Consider the following 19334-nt stretch of genomic DNA (forward strand, 5'->3'; position numbering starts at 1 on the left):
AGTCGGTCAGCGGACGCGAATCAGTGCGCTTTGGCCGTGGTGTTTTCATCGACCGCCGCGGCGTTGGCAGCCTGGCGGGTATTCATTTTCCGGGCGTAGAACATCAGGATAATCAGGCTGATGATAAAGGTGCCGGACAGTTCGAATGAGTTGGCGCCCATCAGCGCGATGAAGCAGAAGCCGCAGCCGCACACCGAAGCGATCAGGCTCAGCAGGTTGCGCACGTTGACCCCTTCGAAGCGGATCAGGTCTACGCAGGAGTAGAAGTAAGGCAGCATGGTCAGCAGCACCGCGATGCCGGTCAGCTCGCCGAACAGGTCGGACGCTTTGCCGCCGGCGGAGCTCATCAGGGTGATCAGCACCATCAGCGCGGTCATTTTGCAGCCGGCCAGCAGCAGGCCTTTCTTCGGAATGCCGTTTTTATCCAGCTCGCCGTACACTTTCGGGAAGTTACCGTCGTTGGCGGCGCGTACCCCGGCCTGGCCGACCAGCATCATCCACGAACCGAGCGACGTCAGGCAGGCGAAGGCAGTGAAGGCGGAAACCATCGGTGCTGCCCAGTTGCCCATAATCGCCGAGGCGCTGATGGCGAACGGCGCGCCGCTGGCGGCCATTTCAGACGCCGGGAACATACCGCTGATCACCTGAGTGGCGGCGATGTAGATAATGCCCGCCAGGCCGGTGCCGAGCATGGTCGCCAGCGGCACGGTGCGTTTCGGGTTTTTCACCATGCCGGTGCTGACCGCTGCGGATTCCACACCGATAAATGCCCACAGGCACAGCAGGATACTTTTAATCACCGCATGGCTGTCGGTGGTACCGGAGGTATTCCAGTTAGCCTGGTAGGTGGCGACGTCAAACCAGTGCCAGCCGAGGGTGGCAGTCACGATCACCGGGATCAGCACCAGCACCAGGCCCAGGGTGGTCAAACGGCTGACCCAGGTTCCGCCCAGCATGTTCACGAAGGTGAAGATCCATACGATGGCGATACAGGCGATGCCGGCAGGTACCGGATTATTCAGCGCCGGGAAGAAGGTGGAGAGATAAGAAACGGCGGTAATGCCGATGGCCAGGTTACCGATCCAGTTGGCATGGTAATAAAGCACGCCGGTCTGGAAACCGAAGGCCGGGGAAATTTCACCCGCATAAGCGATAGGGCCGCCCTGCTGCGGGTTTTTGGTGGCGAGGCGGGCATACACATAGGCCAGCGACATCGCCCCGATAATCGAGATCACCCATCCCCAAATGGCGATAGATCCGAGACTCGCCAGGTTGGCGGGCAATAAGGCAATCCCGCTCCCCATCATATTACCGGCGACGACGCCGGTGCAGGCAATAAGCCCTATTTTCTTGGGTGAAGCCATGGTCAGTTTCTCCTGATTTACGTTTCTTATAAGCCACACCCATAAATGAAAGATTTTAATGAGCCGGCTTGATAGTCAGGATGCTAACCATCGGGGGGAATAAAGTCCTAAAGATAAAGTGAGATTACGCTCATGATCATACAAATGATAACCTGAGGTTTTTCATTAACACATCAAGATAAAAAGGTAAGCTAAAGAAAAGATAAACATCATTTAAAAACAGCAAAATAGCGAGGTTAATCACGCATAACAAACGGCAAAAAAAGAGCAATATTGCGCAGAAAAATAATACATTCATGCAACATGGCTTTACCAATAAATAACGCCGCCATGATCCCGGAGAATAATGGCAGCGTGATAGCGGTTAATTATTGGCGCTGATAGTTATTTAAATAAGGCACCACGTTGGTCAATGACGTCTGGAATACGCCATTGGTGATCCAATGCAATGTGTCTTCGCCGGGGCGAAGATTGAATGCGGTAATATAAGAATCCGCCGCCAAATGGTTCTGCCCCTGCATTTCATACACTTTCCCCAGCAGCACATAATTCAGCCACGACATTTGCAATTCAATCCCCAGATCGATCGCCCGGTGCGCCTCGTCAATGCGCCCCTGCGTCAATGCATCTACCGCCAGAACTTGCTGCATGATTGGCGTGTTTTTCAATTCCGGGATGGTCGCCAGATGGCTGATATCGGCGCGCAGTTGCGCCAAGGCCTGGCTGTCGAACGGTTGATAAGAATTGCGCAGCAGGTCCACCAGCGCTTTTTCCGCCAGCAGGTAGTGGAAGTTCGGCGCGCTTTTAATCAACTCGCTCAGCTGGGCGCTGGCGCGGGTCAACGAATCGGCGTCGCCGTGGATCAGCAACTGATGCGCCTGGTAGAAACGCTGCAGCAGCGGCCCGTTGTCGGGCAGCAGCTGCGCCAGACGCTGCTCCAGCTGTGGCGGCCAGGGCTGCTTCAGCGCTGCGGACAGGCTGGAGAGGAAGTCGGTCTGGATCTTCAGCTGGTTATCGGCGGTAATGAAGTAACGCTTGTCCAGCATGACTGAGCTGTCGGCGTTATCCACCAACCGCACGGACAGGAAACACTGCTGGGCGCGGTAGTGGCGCTGATTGACGAACTCGATATACAGCGACTTGCCCGAGTTGCTGGGGCCGGAATAGTTGTAGTTGGTCTGGTCGTGCACCAGGAAGGTCGAGTAGGTGTTCAGCGAATCGGTGATCAGCTCGCTGACGCCCACCACATAGGAGAGCTGCGGCATCCAGTTGCTGCAGCTCTCGCCGCCCTGGATGCGAATATCGATATCGCGCGGGTTGAGCAGCACCGGCATGGTCGATACCGGCACGCGCTGCGACAGCGTGGCGATGCCGACAAACGCCACGCAGACGCTGAGCGCCGCCAGAAACGCCAGCCACACCCAGAAGGTTGAGCGGCGATAAAAGCGCGGCTTCTTTTCGCCGGGCGCGGCAACCGGCGCGCTTGCCCGGCGCGGCGGCACATACGGCGTTTCGTCTTCCTCGCTGCCGTCTTCCGGTTCATGCATGATCACCGCAATCTGCGGCGCCGGTGCGGGAGCGGGTTGCGCCTCCCCCTCTTCACACCAGATCACCGACGTCGCCAGCTTATATCCGCGCTTGGGCACGGTGATAATGTATTCCGGGCTGTCGCTGTCGCCGTCTTTCAGGTATTTGCGCAGCTCCGAAATACATTGGGTCACCACGTGGTTGGTGACGATATTGCGCTTCCAGACGTTGTCGATCAGCTCGTCGCGGCTCAGCACCACGTCCGGATGGCGGGCGAAATAGCACAGCATGTCGATCAGGCGCGGTTCCAGCGTTTTTAGGCGTCCGTCGCGGCTGATGGTGTTGTCGGCAGGGGTAACCAGCCACTCCCCGACGCGAAAAGCAGGCTCTTGCATGGCGGAAATAACTCTGTAGGCATGTAGGGCAAGGGCGCGATCATAGCATAACCGCCCCCGGCTGTGGCCGCCGGGAGGCGATTAAGCCGTTAACTCTCGTATAATTCTAACGGTAAACCATCGGGATCGCTGAAAAAGGTAAAGCGGGATTGGGTGTAAGGATCGACGCGTACCGGTTCGCAGGCGACGCCGGCCGCCTGCAGATGGGCGATGGCCTGGTCAATGTCGTCAACGCTGAACGCCAAATGGCGCAGGCCGCAGGCCTCCGGGCGGCTGACGCGAGCCGGCGGCGAAGGGAAAGAAAACAGCTCGATGGCGTATTGCCCGTTGAGCGCCAGATCCGCTTTCCAGGAGTCGCGCTCCTCGCGGTAGACCTCGCTCAGCAGGGTGAATCCGAGAATGTCACAGTAAAAACGCTTGCTGGCGGCGTAATCCGCGCCAATGATCGCGATATGGTGTACCTGACGTAACGCCAGCATGGCGGCCTCTCCTGTTCGGTCTGATGAGGCAAGGTATCCGGCGGCGGTGATACCGTCAATGGGAACGCCCGGCATATCTTTCCAAACCGCCGGGCGTGTTATGCATTATGGCTGTGGGGCTTTCAACACCTTCACCAGATAGCGCCCGTCCTCCGTCAGTCTGGCGCCGTGGATGTCGGTTTCAAAACCGGGGTAACGTTCGCCGATCGAGCACAACATCAGCAGAAAATCGAGTACCGCCCGGCTCTCTTCGGTAATCATTTCCCCCGGCATCACCAGCGGCACGCCCGGCGGATACGGCAGGATCATATTGGCCGCCACCTTGCCCACCAGCTGATCCAGCTCACAGGTTTCCACGTTGCCCCGCACCTGCTCCTGGAACATCTGGTGCGGCGTCAGCTTCATTTCCGGCAGCACGTCGAACGCCCGCTGCATCAGGCGCGGCAGATCGTGCTGGCAGATCAGGCGATGAATGCCGGCGGCCAGATCCTGAATGCGCATGTTGCGATAGAAATCCGGATCCTCGGCGTACAGATCCGGCAGCATGTTCTTCACCCGCAGATTGAGATCGTAGGCGCGCTTGAAGTCGGTCAGGCCGCGCAGCAGGCTCATCGCCTTGGTTTTGTCGATGCCGATGCTGAACAGGAACAGCAGGTTGTACGGCCCGGTCTTCTCCACCACGATGCCGCGCTCGTCGAGGTACTTCGCCACCAGCGCCGCCGGGATCCCTTCCTCCTCCAGCGCGCCCAGCTCGTTCATGCCCGGCGTCAGGATCGTCACCTTGATCGGATCGAGGTACATGTGATCGCGATCGGTCTGGCCGAAGCCGTGCCAGTTGTCGTCCGGATCCAATGGCCAGCATTGCGCCTCATCGATCTCTTCCGGCTGCCAAATGTCGAAGAACCAACTGTCGCTCTCCTCGCGCAGCCGCTGCACTTCACGGCGAAAATGCAGCGCGCGCTCCACCGAGCGGTTGATCAAGCGGCGCCCCGGGTTGCCGCGCAGCATGGCGGCCGCGGTCTCCATCGACGCCACGATGCCGTAGTGCGGCGAGGTGGTGGTGTGCATCATGTAGGCTTCGTTGAAGGTGCTCTCGTCGTAGTCGCCCTTGATATGAATCATCGAGGCCTGCGAGAAGGCCGCCAGCAGCTTGTGCGTCGACTGGGTTTCGTAGAAAACCTTACCGGGCACCCGCTCGCCGCTCATGCCGCTCTTGCCGTCGTAAATCGGATGGAAGTTGGTGTAAGGCACCCAGGCGGAGTCAAAGTGGATCGATGGCACCTCCAGCGTCTGCTTGATGTAGTCGGTGTTGTACAGCAGGCCGTCATAGGTGGAATTGGTGATCACCGCATGCACCGGCCAGGTGGCGTTCTCGGTCTCCTGCACCCGGGCGGCGATGCTTTCGCGGGTGAACTCGCGCTGCGGAATGCCGCCGAGGATGCCGTAGGCGTTGCGCAGCGGGCGCAGATAGATCGGCACGATATCGCTCATCATCAGCAGGTGGCACAGCGATTTGTGGCAGTTGCGGTCGATCAGCACGGTGCTGCCGGCCGGCGCCGAATACATGCCGACGATCTTGTTGGCGGTGGAGGTGCCGTTGGTGACCAGATAGCTCTGCTCGGCGTTGAAGGTGCGCGCGATATACTCTTCGGCCTCCAGGTGCGGCCCGGTGTGATCCAGCAGCGAACCGAGCTCGGTAACCGAAATCGAGATGTCGGCCTTCAGGGTATTGGCGCCGAAAAAGTCATAGAACAGGCAGCCCACCGGGCTTTTTTGAAACGCGGTGCCGGCCATGTGGCCCGGCGTGCAGAAGGTGTACTTCCCTTCGCGCACATAGTTGAACAGCGCCTTGGTCAGCGGCGGCGTAATGGTATCGATGTATTCCGCGGTGTACTGCTGGATGCGCTGCGCGATATCGTCCGCCGCATTCAGGCCATACTCGAAGAAATAGAGCACCATGCGCATTTCATGCAGGCTGACGTCGAAGGTGGAATGGGTATTGATAAAGGCGTACAGCGGCAGGTATTCATTCAGCTCGTTGATCTCGCTGCACAGCTCCAGGCTGTAGTCGTCCCAGTCGAAGATCACCCCGCAAATGCGGGCATTGGCTTCGATCAGCTTCAGCAGATCACCGCTGTTTTTGGGGTACACCAGCTGGAATCCCATGGCGGCCAGCGCCGCGTGGAGCTCGCGGATCGGCTCATCTTTGTAGTAGACGCCCGTCGGGCCCATGATGGCGATGATATTCATCGGCAGCTCCTGTCAGTTAACGGCCAAGTCTCTATAACACCACGAAAATCCGGTGGTGTGTAGCCAAAAAAAAACCGCCCGGAGGCGGTTTCTTGCAGCGAAGCACAGAACTCAGCAGTAGCCGTAGTTCATCAGACGCTGATAGCGGCGGTTGAGCAACTCTTCGTCGTTCAGGCCGTCCAGATCTTTCAGATCGGCCAGCAGCTGCGCTTTCAGCGCGGCGGCCATTGCCGGCACGTCGCGGTGCGCGGAACCCAGCGGCTCCGGGATCACCGAGTCGATCAGCTTCAGCTCTTTCAGGCGCGGCGCGGTGATGCCCATCGCTTCTGCGGCCAGCGGCGCCTTATCGGCGCTCTTCCACAGGATAGAGGCACAGCCTTCCGGCGAAATCACCGAGTAGGTGCTGTACTGCAGCATGTTCACCTTATCGCCCACGCCGATCGCCAGCGCGCCGCCGGAGCCGCCTTCGCCGATGACGGTGCAGATGACCGGCACGTTCAGGCGCGACATCTCACGCAGGTTGCGCGCGATGGCTTCGGACTGGCCGCGCTCTTCCGCGCCCACGCCCGGATAAGCGCCCGGGGTATCGATAAAGGTGATGATCGGCATCTTGAAGCGCGCGGCCATTTCCATCAGGCGCAGCGCCTTGCGGTAGCCTTCCGGCGCCGGCATGCCGAAGTTGCGGCGGATCTTCTCTTTGGTTTCACGGCCTTTCTGGTGCCCGATGATCATCACCGGGCGGCCATCCAGGCGCGCAATACCGCCGACGATCGCTTTGTCGTCGGCGTAAGCGCGATCGCCCGCCAACTCTTCGAAGTCGGTAAAGATGTGTTTGATATAATCCAGGGTATAAGGACGGCGCGGGTGGCGTGCCAATTGGGCAATCTGCCAGGCCCCAAGATCGGCAAAAATCTTGCGCGTCAGCTCAACGCTCTTTTCACGCAGGCGCTGAACCTCTTCGTCCAGATTAATATCTAATTTTTCGTCTTGACGGCTGACTGCAGTCAGCGAGTCAATTTTCGCTTCCAGCTCTGCAATCGGCTGTTCAAAATCAAGAAAATTCAGACTCATAGCATTCCTATTTTAGTCAAATTCCAAGTCCACCTGCTCATTGCCTACCAACGTCCGCAAGTCGATCAACAAGCGGTCGGTGGGCGTCACGCGCCAGGTTGCGCCAAAACGCAGCTTGGCTCGCGCATCTTCCCGTTGATAGTAGAGATGCACTGGAATCGTCCCCGAGCGATGGGGTTCCAACGACTGACGGAGACGGTTCAAAAGCTGGTCATCAATTTGCCTGTCAGTCAGCGAGATAGCAAGCCCGCGAGCGTATTTTTCCCGGGCTTCACTGATGTCCATTACCTCGCGGGCCATCATTTTAAGCCCGCCGCTAAAGTCATCAAAGCTGACCTGTCCACTGGCGATAAGGATACGGTCTTTTTCCAACAAATGCTGGTATTTTTCTAACGCTTCGGTGAATAACATCACTTCCAGGCGGCCCGAACGGTCATCCAATGTACAGATGCCGATGCGGTTGCCGCGCTTGGTCACCATCACCCGCGCGGCGACCACCAGCCCGACGGCGGTGGTCATTTTGCCCCGATCCGTCGGGTGCATGTCTTTCAAACGCTGGCCACCGGCGTAACGTTCGATCTCCTTCAGGTACTGGGTGATCGGGTGGCCGGTCAGGTACAGCCCCAGCGTCTCCCGTTCACCGTCCAGCACCACCTGCTCCGGCCAGGGCGCGATATTGGCGTAGGATTGCTCCACCTGCTCCGGCGCTTCCGCCAGCACGCCAAACATATCCACCTGGCCGAGCGCTTCGGCTTTCGCATGCTGATCCGCCGCTTTCAACGCGTCGCCGAGCGAATTCATCAGCGCGGCGCGGTGCGGCCCGAGGCGATCGAACGCGCCGGACATGATCAGTTTTTCCAGAATGCGGCGGTTCAGTTTCTTGATGTCTGAGCGCGCGCAGAGATCGAACAGGTCTTTGAAGTAACCCTGCTCGCCGCTGTTGCGCGCCTCGATGATGGCTTCGATCGGCCCTTCCCCCACGCCCTTGATGGCGCCTATGCCGTAAACGATCTCGCCGTCGTCGTTGACGTGGAAGTGATACAGGCCGCTGTTGATGTCCGGCGGCAGGATCTTCAGCCCCATGCGCCAGCATTCGTCCACCAGCCCCACCACCTTATCGGTGTTGTCCATATCGGCGGTCATCACCGCCGCCATAAACTCGGCCGGGTAGTGCGCTTTCAGCCACAGCGTCTGATACGACACCAGCGCATAGGCGGCGGAGTGCGATTTGTTGAAGCCGTATCCGGCGAATTTCTCCACCAGGTCGAAGATTTTCACCGACAGTTCGCCGTCGATGCCGCGCGCTTTGGCGCCATCTTCAAAGCCGCCGCGCTGCTTGGCCATCTCGACCGGGTTCTTTTTACCCATCGCACGGCGCAGCATGTCCGCGCCGCCCAGCGTATAGCCCGCCAGCACCTGGGCAATCTGCATCACCTGTTCCTGATACAGGATGATGCCATAGGTGGGTTCCAGCACCGGCTTGAGCGACTCGTGCTGCCACTGGATGTCCGGGTAGGAGATCTCTTCGCGGCCGTGCTTGCGGTCGATGAAGTTATCCACCATCCCCGACTGCAGCGGCCCCGGACGGAACAGCGCCACCAGTGCGATCATGTCTTCGAAGCAGTCGGGCTTCAGACGTTTGATCAGGTCTTTCATGCCGCGCGATTCAAGCTGGAACACCGCCGTGGTTTCCGAGCGCTGCAGCATGTCGAAGCTTTTCTTGTCGTCGAGCGGAATGGCGGCGATGTCGATCGGCTCCAGCCCGGTCTTGGCGCGCCGGGCGTTGATCATCTCCAGCGCCCAGTCGATGATGGTCAGGGTGCGCAGACCGAGGAAGTCGAACTTCACCAGCCCGGCGTATTCCACGTCGTTCTTATCGAACTGGGTCACCGGGTGCTGCCCTTCGGCGTCGCAGTACAGCGGCGCGAAGTCGGTGATTTTGGTCGGCGCTATCACCACGCCCCCGGCGTGTTTACCGGCGTTACGCGTCACCCCTTCCAGCTTGCGCGCCATGTCGATCAGCGCCTTGACCTCTTCGTCTGCCTCGTAAATTTCCGGCAGCTGCGGTTCGGCAGCGAAGGCTTTTTCCAGCGTCATGCCCGGATCCGGCGGCACCAGCTTGGAGATGCGATCGACGAAGCCGTACGGGTGCCCCAGCACGCGGCCCACGTCGCGGATAACCGCTTTCGCCGCCATGGTGCCGAAGGTGATGATCTGCGATACCGCTTCGCGGCCGTACATCTCCGCCACGTGCTCAATTACCTGATCGCGCTTCTCCATGCAGAAGTCGACGTCGAAGTCGGGCATCGAGACACGTTCCGGGTTCAGGAAACGTTCGAACAGCAGGTCGAACTCCAGCGGATCGAGGTCGGTGATTTTCAACGCATAGGCCACCAGCGAACCGGCGCCGGAACCGCGCCCCGGGCCCACCGGCACGTTGTTGTCCTTCGACCACTGGATAAACTCCATCACGATCAGGAAGTAGCCGGGGAACCCCATCTGGTTGATCACCTTCAGCTCGACGTCCAGACGCTCGTCGTATTCCGGGCGGCGCTGCGCGCGCACTTCAGGATCGGGGAACAGGAACTCGAGACGCTCTTCCAGCCCCTCTTTCGATTTGAGTACCAGGAAGTCCTCGGTGCTCATGTCGCCGGTCGGGAACTGCGGCAGGAAGTATTCGCCGAGGCGAATGGTGACGTTGCAGCGCTTGGCGATTTCGACGCTGTTCAGCAGCGCTTCGGGGATGTCGGCGAACAGCTCGCACATCTCGTCTTCGCTGCGCATGTATTGCTGCGGGCTGTAGTTGCGCGGCCGCTTGGGATCGTCCAGCGTAAAGCCGTCGTGGATGGCGACGCGAATTTCATGGGCGTCGAAGTCATCTTCCACCAGGAAGCGCACGTCGTTGGTGGCCACCACCGGCAAACCGCGCTCGGTGGCCAGCGCCACCGCCGCATGCAGGTAGTTCTCTTCGTCCGGGCGGCCGGTGCGGATCAGTTCCAGGTAGTAACAGTCCGGGAAGTGCTGCTGGTAGAAGTCCAGACACTGATCCACCTGCGCCTGGTTGCCGCGCAGCAGAAACTTGCCGACGTCGCCCTGACGCGCGCCGGAGAGCAGAATCAGCCCTTCGCGATGTTCAATCAGCCAGTCGCGATCGATGATCGGGCCGGCGGCGCCGTAGCCGCGCTGATAGGCGCGGGAAATCAGCAGCGTCAGGTTCTGGTAGCCTTCGTTGTTGCTGGCCAGCACCGTCAGCTGAGCCAGCTCGTCGCCCAGCTCTTCGCTTTGCACATGGAAATCCGCGCCGATGATCGGTTTGATCCCGGCGCCGTGCGCGCTGCCGTAGAACTTCACCAATCCACACAGGTTGGTGAAATCGGTGATTGCCAGAGCAGGCATGGCTAACGCGGCGGCTCTTTTCACCAGCGGTGCCGTCTTGGCCAATCCATCAATCATGGAGTAGTCACTGTGGACGCGCAGGTGAATAAAACGAGGTTCGGCCATCTCCAGATACCTGATTGAAGGGGCTCAGCAGGCTGAACCCGGGTTAATGCTATCGTCGGGCCTGGTCAACCAGGCCCGCAGGCTACAGCGCCAGCGCCCTTTTCACCGGCGCGAAGCTGCGGCGGTGATGCTCGGTGGCGCCCAGCGCGGCCAGCCGCTCCAGGTGGAAGGCGGTCGGGTAACCCTTATGCTGCGCGAAACCGTAGTCCGGGAACTCGCTGTCCAGCGCGGCCATTTCACGATCGCGCGTGACCTTCGCCAGAATGGACGCCGCGCTGATCTCCGCCACGCGGCTGTCGCCCTTCACCACCGCCTGCGAACGCATCGGCAGGTTCGGGCAACGGTTACCGTCGATTAAAACCATGTCCGGCGCGATATGCAACCCGGCCACCGCGCGCTGCATCGCCAGCATGGTGGCGTGCAAAATGTTCAGTTGGTCGATTTCTGCCGGCTCGGCGCGCCCCAGGCTCCAGGAGAGCGCCTTGGCGACGATTTCGTCATACAGCGCCAGGCGGCGTTTTTCACTGAGTTTCTTGGAATCCGCCAGCCCGACGATCGGCTGCGCCGGATCGAGGATCACGGCGGCGGTGACCACCGCACCGACCAACGGCCCGCGGCCCACTTCGTCCACGCCGGCAATCAGCGTGGCAGCGGGATAGATAAAGGGTTCAATCATGCTTTCGCCAGCTCCAACACAGCCTGAGCGGCCTGTTCGTCCGCACCGCAACGGATGCTTTGGTGCAAGGTAAGGAAAGTCTGTTTCAGCGCTTCGGTTTGCGGGCTCTCTTCCAGCAGCGGCATCACGGCGGCGGCCAGTTTGTCCGGCACGCAGTCATGCTGCAGCAGCTCGGTAACGATCTCCCGCCCCGCCAGCAGATTCGGCAGCGAAACGTAAGGCGTTTTCACCAGCTTCTGCGCCAGCCAGAAAGTGAACGGCTTCATGCGATAGCCCACCACCATCGGGCACTTGGCCAGCATGCACTCCAGCGCCGCTGTGCCGGATGCCAGCAGCGCCGCGTCGCTGGCGATCATCGCCTCGCGCCCCTGACCGTTCAGCAGGTGTACGGTCAGATCCGGCGCCACTTCCGCCTTGATGCGCTCAAACTGCTCGCGCCGTTTGGCGTTGACCAGCGGCACCACCACTTCCAGCTCGGGATAACGGGTGCGCAGCAGCTGCGCGGTCTTGAGGAAGTCGGCGCTCAGCATCTCGACTTCGGCGCCGCGGCTGCCCGGCAGCAACGCCAGACAGCGCGCCTGCGGATCGATGCCAAGCTGAGCGCGCGCCGCCAGCCGATCGGGCTGCAACGGCATGGCGTCCGCCATGGTGTGGCCGATAAACCGGCAGGGCACGTTGAAACGATCGTAAAACGCTTTTTCGAAAGGGAGAAAGGCCAGCACCAGATCGGTGGCTTTGCCAATTTTGAAAACGCGCTTTTGCCGCCAGGCCCACACGGAAGGGCTGACGTAGTGAATGGTACGGATACCGCGCTGCTTGAGGCGGCCTTCCAGCGTGATGTTGAAGTCCGGCGCGTCGATGCCGACAAACACGTCCGGCCGCAGCTCGCCGAAGCGGCGGGTAAGATCCTTGCGGATCTTCAACAGGCGTGGCAAACGCTCGAGCACTTCCACCACGCCCATTACCGCCAGCTCTTCCATTTCGTACCAGGCTTCACAGCCTTCGGCCTGCATCAGCGGGCCGGCGACGCCAACAAAACGCGCGTCGGGGATCTGCGCCTTGAGCGCGCGGATCAAACCGGCGCCGAGAATGTCACCGGAGGTTTCTCCGGCGACCAATCCGATAGTCAATGGACGATTCGACATAACTCAGCGAATGATACCGCGGGTGGAACGGGTAAAGAAATCGAGGTATTGCTGCACCACCGGCTGTTCTTTGGCCAGGGCTTCGATTTCCGCTTTCGCTTCATCCAGCGTTTTCTCGCTGCGATACAGGATCTTGTAGGCGTTGCGGATCGCCTGCATTTCATCCTTGTCAAAACCGCGACGCTTCAGGCCGACCGCGTTGACGCCGAACGGCGTCGCGTGGTTACCCTGAGCGATGACGAAGGGAGGCACGTCCTGAGCGACGCCGGAACAACCGCCTACCATCACATGCGCGCCGATAATGCAGAACTGGTGGATCGCCGTCATGCCGCCGATAATGGCGTGATCGTCGATTTCCACATGCCCCGCCAGCGTGGCGTTGTTGGCCAGCACGCAAGCGTTGCCGACCACGCAGTCGTGAGCGACGTGCACGTTGACCATCAGCAGGTTGTCATTGCCCACTTTGGTCAGGCCGGTGCCCTGCGCGGTGCCGCGGTGAATGGTCACGCTTTCGCGGATGCGGTTGCGATCGCCCACTTCAACGCGCGTCGGTTCGCCCGCGTATTTCAGATCCTGGTTCACTTCACCGATGGAAGCGAACTGATAAATCTGGTTATCGCAGCCAATCTTAGTAATGCCGTTCACCACCACGTGGGATTTCAGCACCGTGCCGGCGCCGATTTCCACTTGGGAGCCGACGTAGCAGAAAGGGCCGATATGCACGTTGGCGCCGATCACGGCGCCTTCTTCGACTATCGCGCTAGGATGGATAAAGGCGGTTTGGTCAATCACGGATTAAGCCTCCCGGCTGCGGGCACACATCATGGTTGCTTCGCAGACAATTTTACCGTCAACGGTCGCCACGCCTTTGAAGCGAGTCAGGCCGCGGCGAGTTTTCTCGAAGGTGACTTCCATGACCATCTGATCGCCTGGCACCACAGGGCGTTTGAAGCGTGCTTCGTCGATACCGGCGAAGTAATACAGCTCGCCCGGCTCCAGTTTGCCGACGCTTTTAAACGCCAGGATACCGGTGGCCTGCGCCATGGCTTCCAGAATCAATACGCCTGGGAAAATCGGTTTGCCAGGGAAGTGGCCCTGGAAAAACGGTTCGTTCACCGATACGTTCTTCACCGCACGCAGATATTTGTGCTCTTCAAACTCGAGGACGCGGTCGACCAGCAAGAACGGGTAACGGTGAGGAAGCAGATCCAAAATTTCTGCAATATCCAGAGTATGAGTGTCAGTAGTCAAAATACTCTTCCTGTCTCTAAAAACTGATGGCATCAACAACACGGCCTGCGCTGACCCCAAAAGGAGATCATTATGCAGGCCGCAAATTAACATCTCTTTGCGCTTTTGGTCTCACGACCAACGCGTTTCGTTTTGTACCCGCGAAGGCGGGCGGCAATGATTAGTCTTTTCCGACTTTACGTTCGACAGCTTTCAAGCGTTTGCTGATCTCATCGATATTCATCACCAACGCAGCGGTTTTACGCCAAACCTTGTTAGGCTGCAACGGAATGCCCGAAGAGTATACCCCAGGTTCGGTGATTGGTCGCATAACCATTCCCATTCCGGTAACAACAACCTTGTCGGCAATTTCCATGTGACCGTTGATCACGCTGGCACCGCCGATCTGGCAGTAGCGGCCGATTTTCAGGCTGCCGGCCATGATCACACCGCCGGCGACGGCGGTATTGTCGCCAATCACGACGTTATGTGCAATCTGGCATTGGTTGTCGATGATAACACCATTCCCGATTTGGGTGTTATCCAAAGCGCCGCGGTCGATGGTGGTGCAGGCGCCGATTTCGACGCGATCGCCGATAATCACCGTGCCCAACTGAGGGATTTTGATCCACTCGCCGCGCTCATTGGCATAGCCGAAACCGTCCGCGCCGATCACGGTGCCGGACTGGATCAGGCAGCGCTGGCCGATTTCAACCGCATGATAAATCGTGACGTTCGCCCACAGACGCGTTCCCGCGCCGATGCGTGCGTGTTTGCCGATGAAGCAGCCCGGGCCGATAACCACGTTATCGCCAAGCACCGCCCCCGACTCAATCACCGCGTTCGCCCCAATGGCGACGTTCTGCCCCAGTTGCGCTTCAGGCGAGACAACCGCGCTTGGCGCAATATCCTGCGCCGGCGCCGGCGTGGTGTCCATCAGCTGCGCCATGCGCGCGTAGGTCAGGTAAGGGTTTTTAACCACCAGCGCCGCAGTACGGCAGTGTGGTAAATCCGCTTCGGTAAGCACCACGGCGCTTGCCTGGCAGGAAGACAGCTGCTCTTGATAGCGGCTGTTTGACAAAAACGTGATTTGGCCAGGCTGTGCCGAATGCATAGAAGCAATGCCGGTGATGACGAGATCGCCATCACCGTGCAATTGTGCATCCAACTGCTGCGCTAAATCAGCCAGTCGAATTGAAAGCATGTGTTATTTAACCTGTTTCAGCACGTCAGCAGTGATATCTTTGGAAGAGTCTGCATAGGCAACGGCGTTGGCGTCGATCACCACGTCATAACCGCCTTTGCTGGCGACAGATTTCACCGCGTCCTGAATGCGGCTCAGGATCTTGTTACGCTCTTCCATCTGGCGACGACGGTTGTCCTGCTCGAAAGCCTGGGCTTTCTGAGAGAACTGCTCGCGCTGCGCCATCACGTCTTTTTCCAACTTGCTGCGATCGCTGGCTTTCATGGTAGCGCCGTCACGCTGCAGACGTTGCATTTTGGTCTGCAGGCTACGTTCCATGTTCTGGAGTTCGCTTGCACGGCCTTTAAACTCGTTTTCCAGCTGTTTAGCGACCGCTTCGCGGGCCGGCAGCTGTTGGAAAATGCTGGAGACGTTAACGACAGCGATCTTATCTGCTGCCTGAACGCCAGCTGAAGCAGCCATTGCTAAACCGAGGCCTGCGGCACACAACCACTTTTTCACTATAAACTCCTTACCATCACCCATTTGTGTCATATGACACTGAAGTACACAATTTGCCAGACTTATCCCACCAAACAATGAGAATCATCTCCCTCTGCCGGCGGGCGCCTGGCCATTGCGATTCTTAATAACTTTTATGCCCAGAGGCGAGACCCGTTACCAGGTCTTACCGATGTTAAACTGGAACTGTTCGGACTTGTCGCCTTCGTATTTCTTGATCGGGTTGGCGTAAGAGAACACCAATGGCCCCAGCGGCGACATCCACTGCAGCGCGATACCGGCGGAAGAACGAATATTGCTGGCCTTGCTGTAGTCCGGCACGCCGTACATCAGCGTTTCGTCGGTATTCTTCCACTTGGTATCCCACACGGTACCGGCATCGATGAACAGCGACGTCCGCACCGAGTTGGCGTATTTCTCGCTGATGAACGGCGTCGGGGTGATCAGCTCCAGGCTGGCGACCGCCATGGCGTTACCGCCCACCGCGTCATCCGAGCTACAGATGTTCTGACGCGTGGTCGTGCTGCCGGCGTTGAACTGACACTGGTACGAGTTGGAATTGTAGTACACCGCCTTCGGACCAATGGTGTTGGACTGGAAGCCACGCACGGTGCTAGAACCACCGGCGTAGAAGTTCTCGTAGAACGGCATTTCCTTGCCGCCCAAGCCATCCGCGTAACCCAGACGGCCACGGCCCAACAGCACCCAGGTGCGATCGTCGTTGATCGGCACGTACTGTACGCTGTCCAGCGTCACCTTGTAGTATTCGTTGTCCGAGCCCGGAATGGTGACCTTGCCGTTCAACGTGGTGCGGTTACCCGACGTCGGGAAGTAGCCGCGGTCCAGGTTGTTGTAGGTCCAACCCAGGTTCAGCGTAAAGTCGTCCGTCGAGTAGCTGGCGCGGTCGGTCTTGTTCGCATCCACCCCCATCGAGTCGAGGTAACGCCACATGGCGATCTGCGGCTGCATGTTCGACAGGCCGTTGTGGACGTAGCCCAGGCCGGTACGCAACGAGTTGTTTTCGTTGATCGGGAAGCCCAGCGTGCCGTCGATACCGTAACTCTTGTTGGTATAGTCCGACAGATCCGCGTCATCCGCCTTAAAGTCGTTGTAGAAGATGCGGCCGCCCAGGCTCACACCGTCAACGGTGAAGTACGGGTTGGTGACCGACAGTTCCGTATAGGTCTGGTAGTCGTTCTTGGTGCCGCTGATGCCCACCGAGTAGCCGGTACCCAACCAGTTATCCTGCTGCACGCCCGCCTGGAAGCTGACGCCGCTCTCGGTGCCGTAACCGACGCCGAAGTTGAAGGTACCGGTGTTGCGCTCTTTCACCTTGTAGGTGACGTCGACCTGATCGGCGGTGCCCGGCACGCGCTGGGTTTCCACGTCAACCGTTTCGAAGTAGCCCAGACGGTTCAGACGCTCCTTACCCTGCTCGACCTGCTCGTTGCCGAGCCAGGCGCCTTCCATCTGGCGCATTTCGCGACGCAGTACGGAATCCTTGCTGGTATCGTTGCCTTCGAACTTGATGCGACGCACGTAGAAGCGGTTGCCCGCGTCGACGTTGACGTGCAGTTTGACGGTTTTATCCGCGTCGTTGATCTCAGGCTGAGTGCCGACGCGCGGGTAAGCGTAACCATAACGGCCCAACATCGTTTTGATGTTGTCTTCCATTTTGGTCACCTTGCTGCCGTTGTACAGCTCGCCCGGTTCGATTTTGGTGATCTGAGCGACTTCCGCCGAGTGGCCGGCCAGGTTGCCGTTCACGACAACATCGGAAAGCTTGTACTGATCGCCTTCGGTGATGTTGATGGTGATGTAGATGCCTTTTTTATCCGGCGTCAGGCTCACCTGGGTAGAATCGATGTTGAAGCGGGCATAGCCGCGATCCAGATAGAAGCTGCGCAGGGTTTCGAGATCGCCCGCCAGTTTCTGCTTCTGGTATTTGCGATCGCCGACCAGGTTCCACCACGGCACTTCGTCACGCAGCTGGAAGCGCGAGATCAGTTCGTCGTTGGTGAAGGCATGGTTGCCGACGATGTTGATTTGTTGAATCTTGGCGGAGACCCCTTCCGTGAACACCAGTTTCAGGTCGACACGGTTGCGCGGCAGCGGCGTGACTACGGCTTTCACCGAGGCGCTGTATTTACCGACGCTGTAGTAGAAGTCTTCCAGCCCTTTTTCAATGCTGGAGATCGTGGTGCGGTCGAGCGCCTCGCCCACCCGGACGCCGGAGGCTTCCAGGTTCTGCTTGAGCATGTCATCCTTCACCGACTTGTTGCCGGAGAAAGTGATGCTGGCGATGGTAGGACGTTCCTTCACCTGCACGATCAAGGTATTACCATCGCGCAGTACGCGCACGTCCTCGAAGTTGCCGGTGGCAAACAAGGCACGGATGGTATTACTGATGTCATCGTCAGTGACGGTATCGCCGACGCGAACCGGCATGTTGAGTAACGCCGCACCGACGGCGACTCGCTGCAGGCCTTCGAAATGAATATCTTTCACTACGAACCCGTCTGCACCGTATACGGTGGCGCTGCCAAACAGCAGCGACGCTATGAGCAACTTTTTCATCGCCATCGTTGTTATGCGTTCTTCCTAACCTATCCCCGCCCCTAGAGGCGGGAAAAATCATTGAAAAGTGCAAGACCCATCAACAACACCAGCACGATCGAACCTATGCGGTAGCTGTAGTCCTGTACTCGCTCGGAAACCGGCCCACCCTTCAGCTTTTCTATCGCCAGGAAGAGGAGATGCCCACCATCTAACACCGGTAATGGGAACAGGTTGATGATACCCAGGTTGACGCTAATCAACGCCAGGAACATCAGATAATACACGAACCCGACTCCGGCTGACGCCCCTGCTCCCTGTGCAATCGAGATCGGGCCACTCAGGTTGTTCAGCTTTACATCACCGGTTATTAATTTGCCCAGCATGTTGACCGTCAGCCACATCAGCTGCCAGGTCTTGTCGCCGGCCTGATACAGCGCCGGGAACGGTCCATACTGGCGAATCGTTTTATACTCGTCCGGCAGCGGCAGCACCTTTGGAATGATGCCTGCAAACCCCACCGATTTGTCTTTTCCCACCGGCTTTGTATCCGGTATCAGCGTCAAAGACAAGGGGGCGCCGTTTCTTTCAATCTCCAAAGCCAGCGGTTGCCCCGGGCCATCGTGGATACGCTTCACCAGCGTCTGCCAACGACCCAACGGCTGACCATCGACTTTAACGATCCTGTCCCCCGCTTGTAAACCCGCCTTTTGCGCCGCCGAGTTAGGCTGCACTTCCGCCAACACGGATTCTATCTGCGGGCCGCGCGGCATAATGCCCAGCGCGACAACGGGATCCTGCTTGTCCGGTTCAAAGTTCCACTGGCGCAAATCCAGGGTTTTGGTCACCACCTGCGAAGAGCCGAACGGCGCGACGCCGACTTCGGTTTGCGCATCGCCAATCTTCGCCACCAGCGCCAGACGAACTGATTCCCAATCAGGCGTTTCGATGCCGTCAACCGACTTTAGTTCCATGCCAGACGAAATTTCGGCCTTGGCGGCAATGGATTGCGGCGCGATTTCGCCGATCACCGGACGGAAACTCGGCACGCCGATGATGAACACCAGCCAATAGGCAAGGATAGCAAACAGGAAGTTGGCGATGGGGCCGGCGCTGATGATGGCCGCGCGCTGCCAGACGGTTTTGTTGTTGAAGGCCTGATGGCGCATTTCCGGCGCCACCGACTCCACGCGCTCGTCCAGCATCTTCACGTAGCCGCCGAGCGGAATCAAGGCGATGACGTACTCGGTGCCCTGGCGATCGGTGCGGCGCCACAGCGCCCGGCCGAAGCCGATGGAGAAGCGTTCAACGCGCACGCCGCAACGGCGGGCAACCCAAAAGTGTCCGAACTCGTGCACGGTGATCAAAATACCGAGCGCAATCAGAAACGCCACCAGGTTCCAAAGCACGCTGACCATCATCCCTCACTTTCCGT

General features: G+C 58.9%; 14 protein-coding genes. All 14 read right to left on the reverse strand.

The annotated features are described in order from the left end of the window. Positions 1-20: 20 nt before the first annotated feature. Positions 21-1364 carry a cadaverine/lysine antiporter gene (gene cadB / locus REA38_RS16250; RefSeq protein WP_041036471.1) on the reverse strand — a complete coding sequence of 448 codons (1344 nt, stop codon included), beginning with the start codon at positions 1362-1364 and terminating at the stop codon, positions 21-23. Positions 1365-1732: 368 nt separating this feature from the next. Next, positions 1733-3286 (reverse strand): lysine decarboxylation/transport transcriptional activator CadC, encoded by a 1554-nt coding sequence (gene cadC / locus REA38_RS16255; protein WP_161727195.1) that lies wholly within the window; start codon positions 3284-3286, stop codon positions 1733-1735. An 89-nt stretch (positions 3287-3375) separates the two neighbouring features. Beyond that, entirely contained in the window at positions 3376-3765 is a 390-nt protein-coding gene (locus REA38_RS16260) for a VOC family protein (RefSeq protein WP_033655316.1), read from the reverse strand. Between the two features lie 105 nt (positions 3766-3870). After that, complete coding sequence (locus REA38_RS16265; RefSeq protein ID WP_060431013.1) at positions 3871-6015, reverse strand: lysine decarboxylase LdcC; 2145 nt, start codon at positions 6013-6015, stop codon at positions 3871-3873. Positions 6016-6126: 111 nt separating this feature from the next. Continuing rightward, positions 6127-7086 carry an acetyl-CoA carboxylase carboxyl transferase subunit alpha gene (gene accA / locus REA38_RS16270; RefSeq protein ID WP_004931972.1) on the reverse strand — a complete coding sequence of 320 codons (960 nt, stop codon included), beginning with the start codon at positions 7084-7086 and terminating at the stop codon, positions 6127-6129. A 12-nt stretch (positions 7087-7098) separates the two neighbouring features. Beyond that, complete coding sequence (gene dnaE, locus REA38_RS16275; RefSeq protein WP_308886243.1) at positions 7099-10587, reverse strand: DNA polymerase III subunit alpha; 3489 nt, start codon at positions 10585-10587, stop codon at positions 7099-7101. Positions 10588-10669: 82 nt separating this feature from the next. Beyond that, on the reverse strand, positions 10670-11263 hold the full coding sequence (gene rnhB / locus REA38_RS16280; RefSeq protein WP_033635733.1) for a ribonuclease HII: 594 nt from the start codon (positions 11261-11263) through the stop codon (positions 10670-10672). After that, a complete protein-coding gene (lpxB, locus tag REA38_RS16285) occupies positions 11260-12408 on the reverse strand; it encodes a lipid-A-disaccharide synthase (RefSeq protein ID WP_033635734.1) in 1149 nt (382 codons plus the stop codon). The genes rnhB and lpxB overlap by 4 nt, the downstream gene beginning before the upstream one ends. 3 nt (positions 12409-12411) lie before the next feature. Then, positions 12412-13200: an acyl-ACP--UDP-N-acetylglucosamine O-acyltransferase gene (gene lpxA, locus REA38_RS16290; protein WP_004931964.1), complete on the reverse strand. Its 789-nt coding sequence runs from the start codon at positions 13198-13200 to the stop codon at positions 12412-12414. A gap of 3 nt (positions 13201-13203) precedes the next feature. Then, positions 13204-13659 (reverse strand): 3-hydroxyacyl-ACP dehydratase FabZ, encoded by a 456-nt coding sequence (gene fabZ, locus REA38_RS16295; protein ID WP_004931962.1) that lies wholly within the window; start codon positions 13657-13659, stop codon positions 13204-13206. Between the two features lie 160 nt (positions 13660-13819). Further along, on the reverse strand, positions 13820-14842 hold the full coding sequence (gene lpxD, locus REA38_RS16300; protein ID WP_033635735.1) for a UDP-3-O-(3-hydroxymyristoyl)glucosamine N-acyltransferase: 1023 nt from the start codon (positions 14840-14842) through the stop codon (positions 13820-13822). 3 nt (positions 14843-14845) lie between these two features. Then, entirely contained in the window at positions 14846-15343 is a 498-nt protein-coding gene (skp, locus tag REA38_RS16305) for a molecular chaperone Skp (protein WP_004931958.1), read from the reverse strand. A gap of 156 nt (positions 15344-15499) precedes the next feature. Further along, complete coding sequence (gene bamA, locus REA38_RS16310; RefSeq protein ID WP_033649807.1) at positions 15500-17926, reverse strand: outer membrane protein assembly factor BamA; 2427 nt, start codon at positions 17924-17926, stop codon at positions 15500-15502. A gap of 35 nt (positions 17927-17961) precedes the next feature. Continuing rightward, positions 17962-19317 carry a sigma E protease regulator RseP gene (gene rseP, locus REA38_RS16315; RefSeq protein ID WP_308886256.1) on the reverse strand — a complete coding sequence of 452 codons (1356 nt, stop codon included), beginning with the start codon at positions 19315-19317 and terminating at the stop codon, positions 17962-17964. Between the last annotated feature and the right edge of the window lie 17 nt (positions 19318-19334).

It is taken from the genome of Serratia sp. MF1(2023), from assembly GCF_030954545.1.
Classification (GTDB): domain Bacteria; phylum Pseudomonadota; class Gammaproteobacteria; order Enterobacterales; family Enterobacteriaceae; genus Serratia; species Serratia sarumanii.

Excerpts from the sequence above, each read along its gene's own strand:
- rnhB (WP_033635733.1), bottom strand. The coding sequence starts at position 11,263 with ATGATTGAACCCTTTATCTATCCCGCTGCCACGCTGATTGCCGGCGTG.
- REA38_RS16260 (WP_033655316.1), bottom strand. The coding sequence starts at position 3,765 with ATGCTGGCGTTACGTCAGGTACACCATATCGCGATCATTGGCGCGGAT.
- rseP (WP_308886256.1), bottom strand. The coding sequence starts at position 19,317 with ATGGTCAGCGTGCTTTGGAACCTGGTGGCGTTTCTGATTGCGCTCGGT.
- bamA (WP_033649807.1), bottom strand. The coding sequence starts at position 17,926 with ATGGCGATGAAAAAGTTGCTCATAGCGTCGCTGCTGTTTGGCAGCGCC.
- REA38_RS16265 (WP_060431013.1), bottom strand. The coding sequence starts at position 6,015 with ATGAATATCATCGCCATCATGGGCCCGACGGGCGTCTACTACAAAGAT.
- dnaE (WP_308886243.1), bottom strand. The coding sequence starts at position 10,587 with ATGGCCGAACCTCGTTTTATTCACCTGCGCGTCCACAGTGACTACTCC.
- cadB (WP_041036471.1), bottom strand. The coding sequence starts at position 1,364 with ATGGCTTCACCCAAGAAAATAGGGCTTATTGCCTGCACCGGCGTCGTC.
- cadC (WP_161727195.1), bottom strand. The coding sequence starts at position 3,286 with ATGCAAGAGCCTGCTTTTCGCGTCGGGGAGTGGCTGGTTACCCCTGCC.
- lpxD (WP_033635735.1), bottom strand. The coding sequence starts at position 14,842 with ATGCTTTCAATTCGACTGGCTGATTTAGCGCAGCAGTTGGATGCACAA.
- accA (WP_004931972.1), bottom strand. The coding sequence starts at position 7,086 with ATGAGTCTGAATTTTCTTGATTTTGAACAGCCGATTGCAGAGCTGGAA.
- lpxB (WP_033635734.1), bottom strand. The coding sequence starts at position 12,408 with ATGTCGAATCGTCCATTGACTATCGGATTGGTCGCCGGAGAAACCTCC.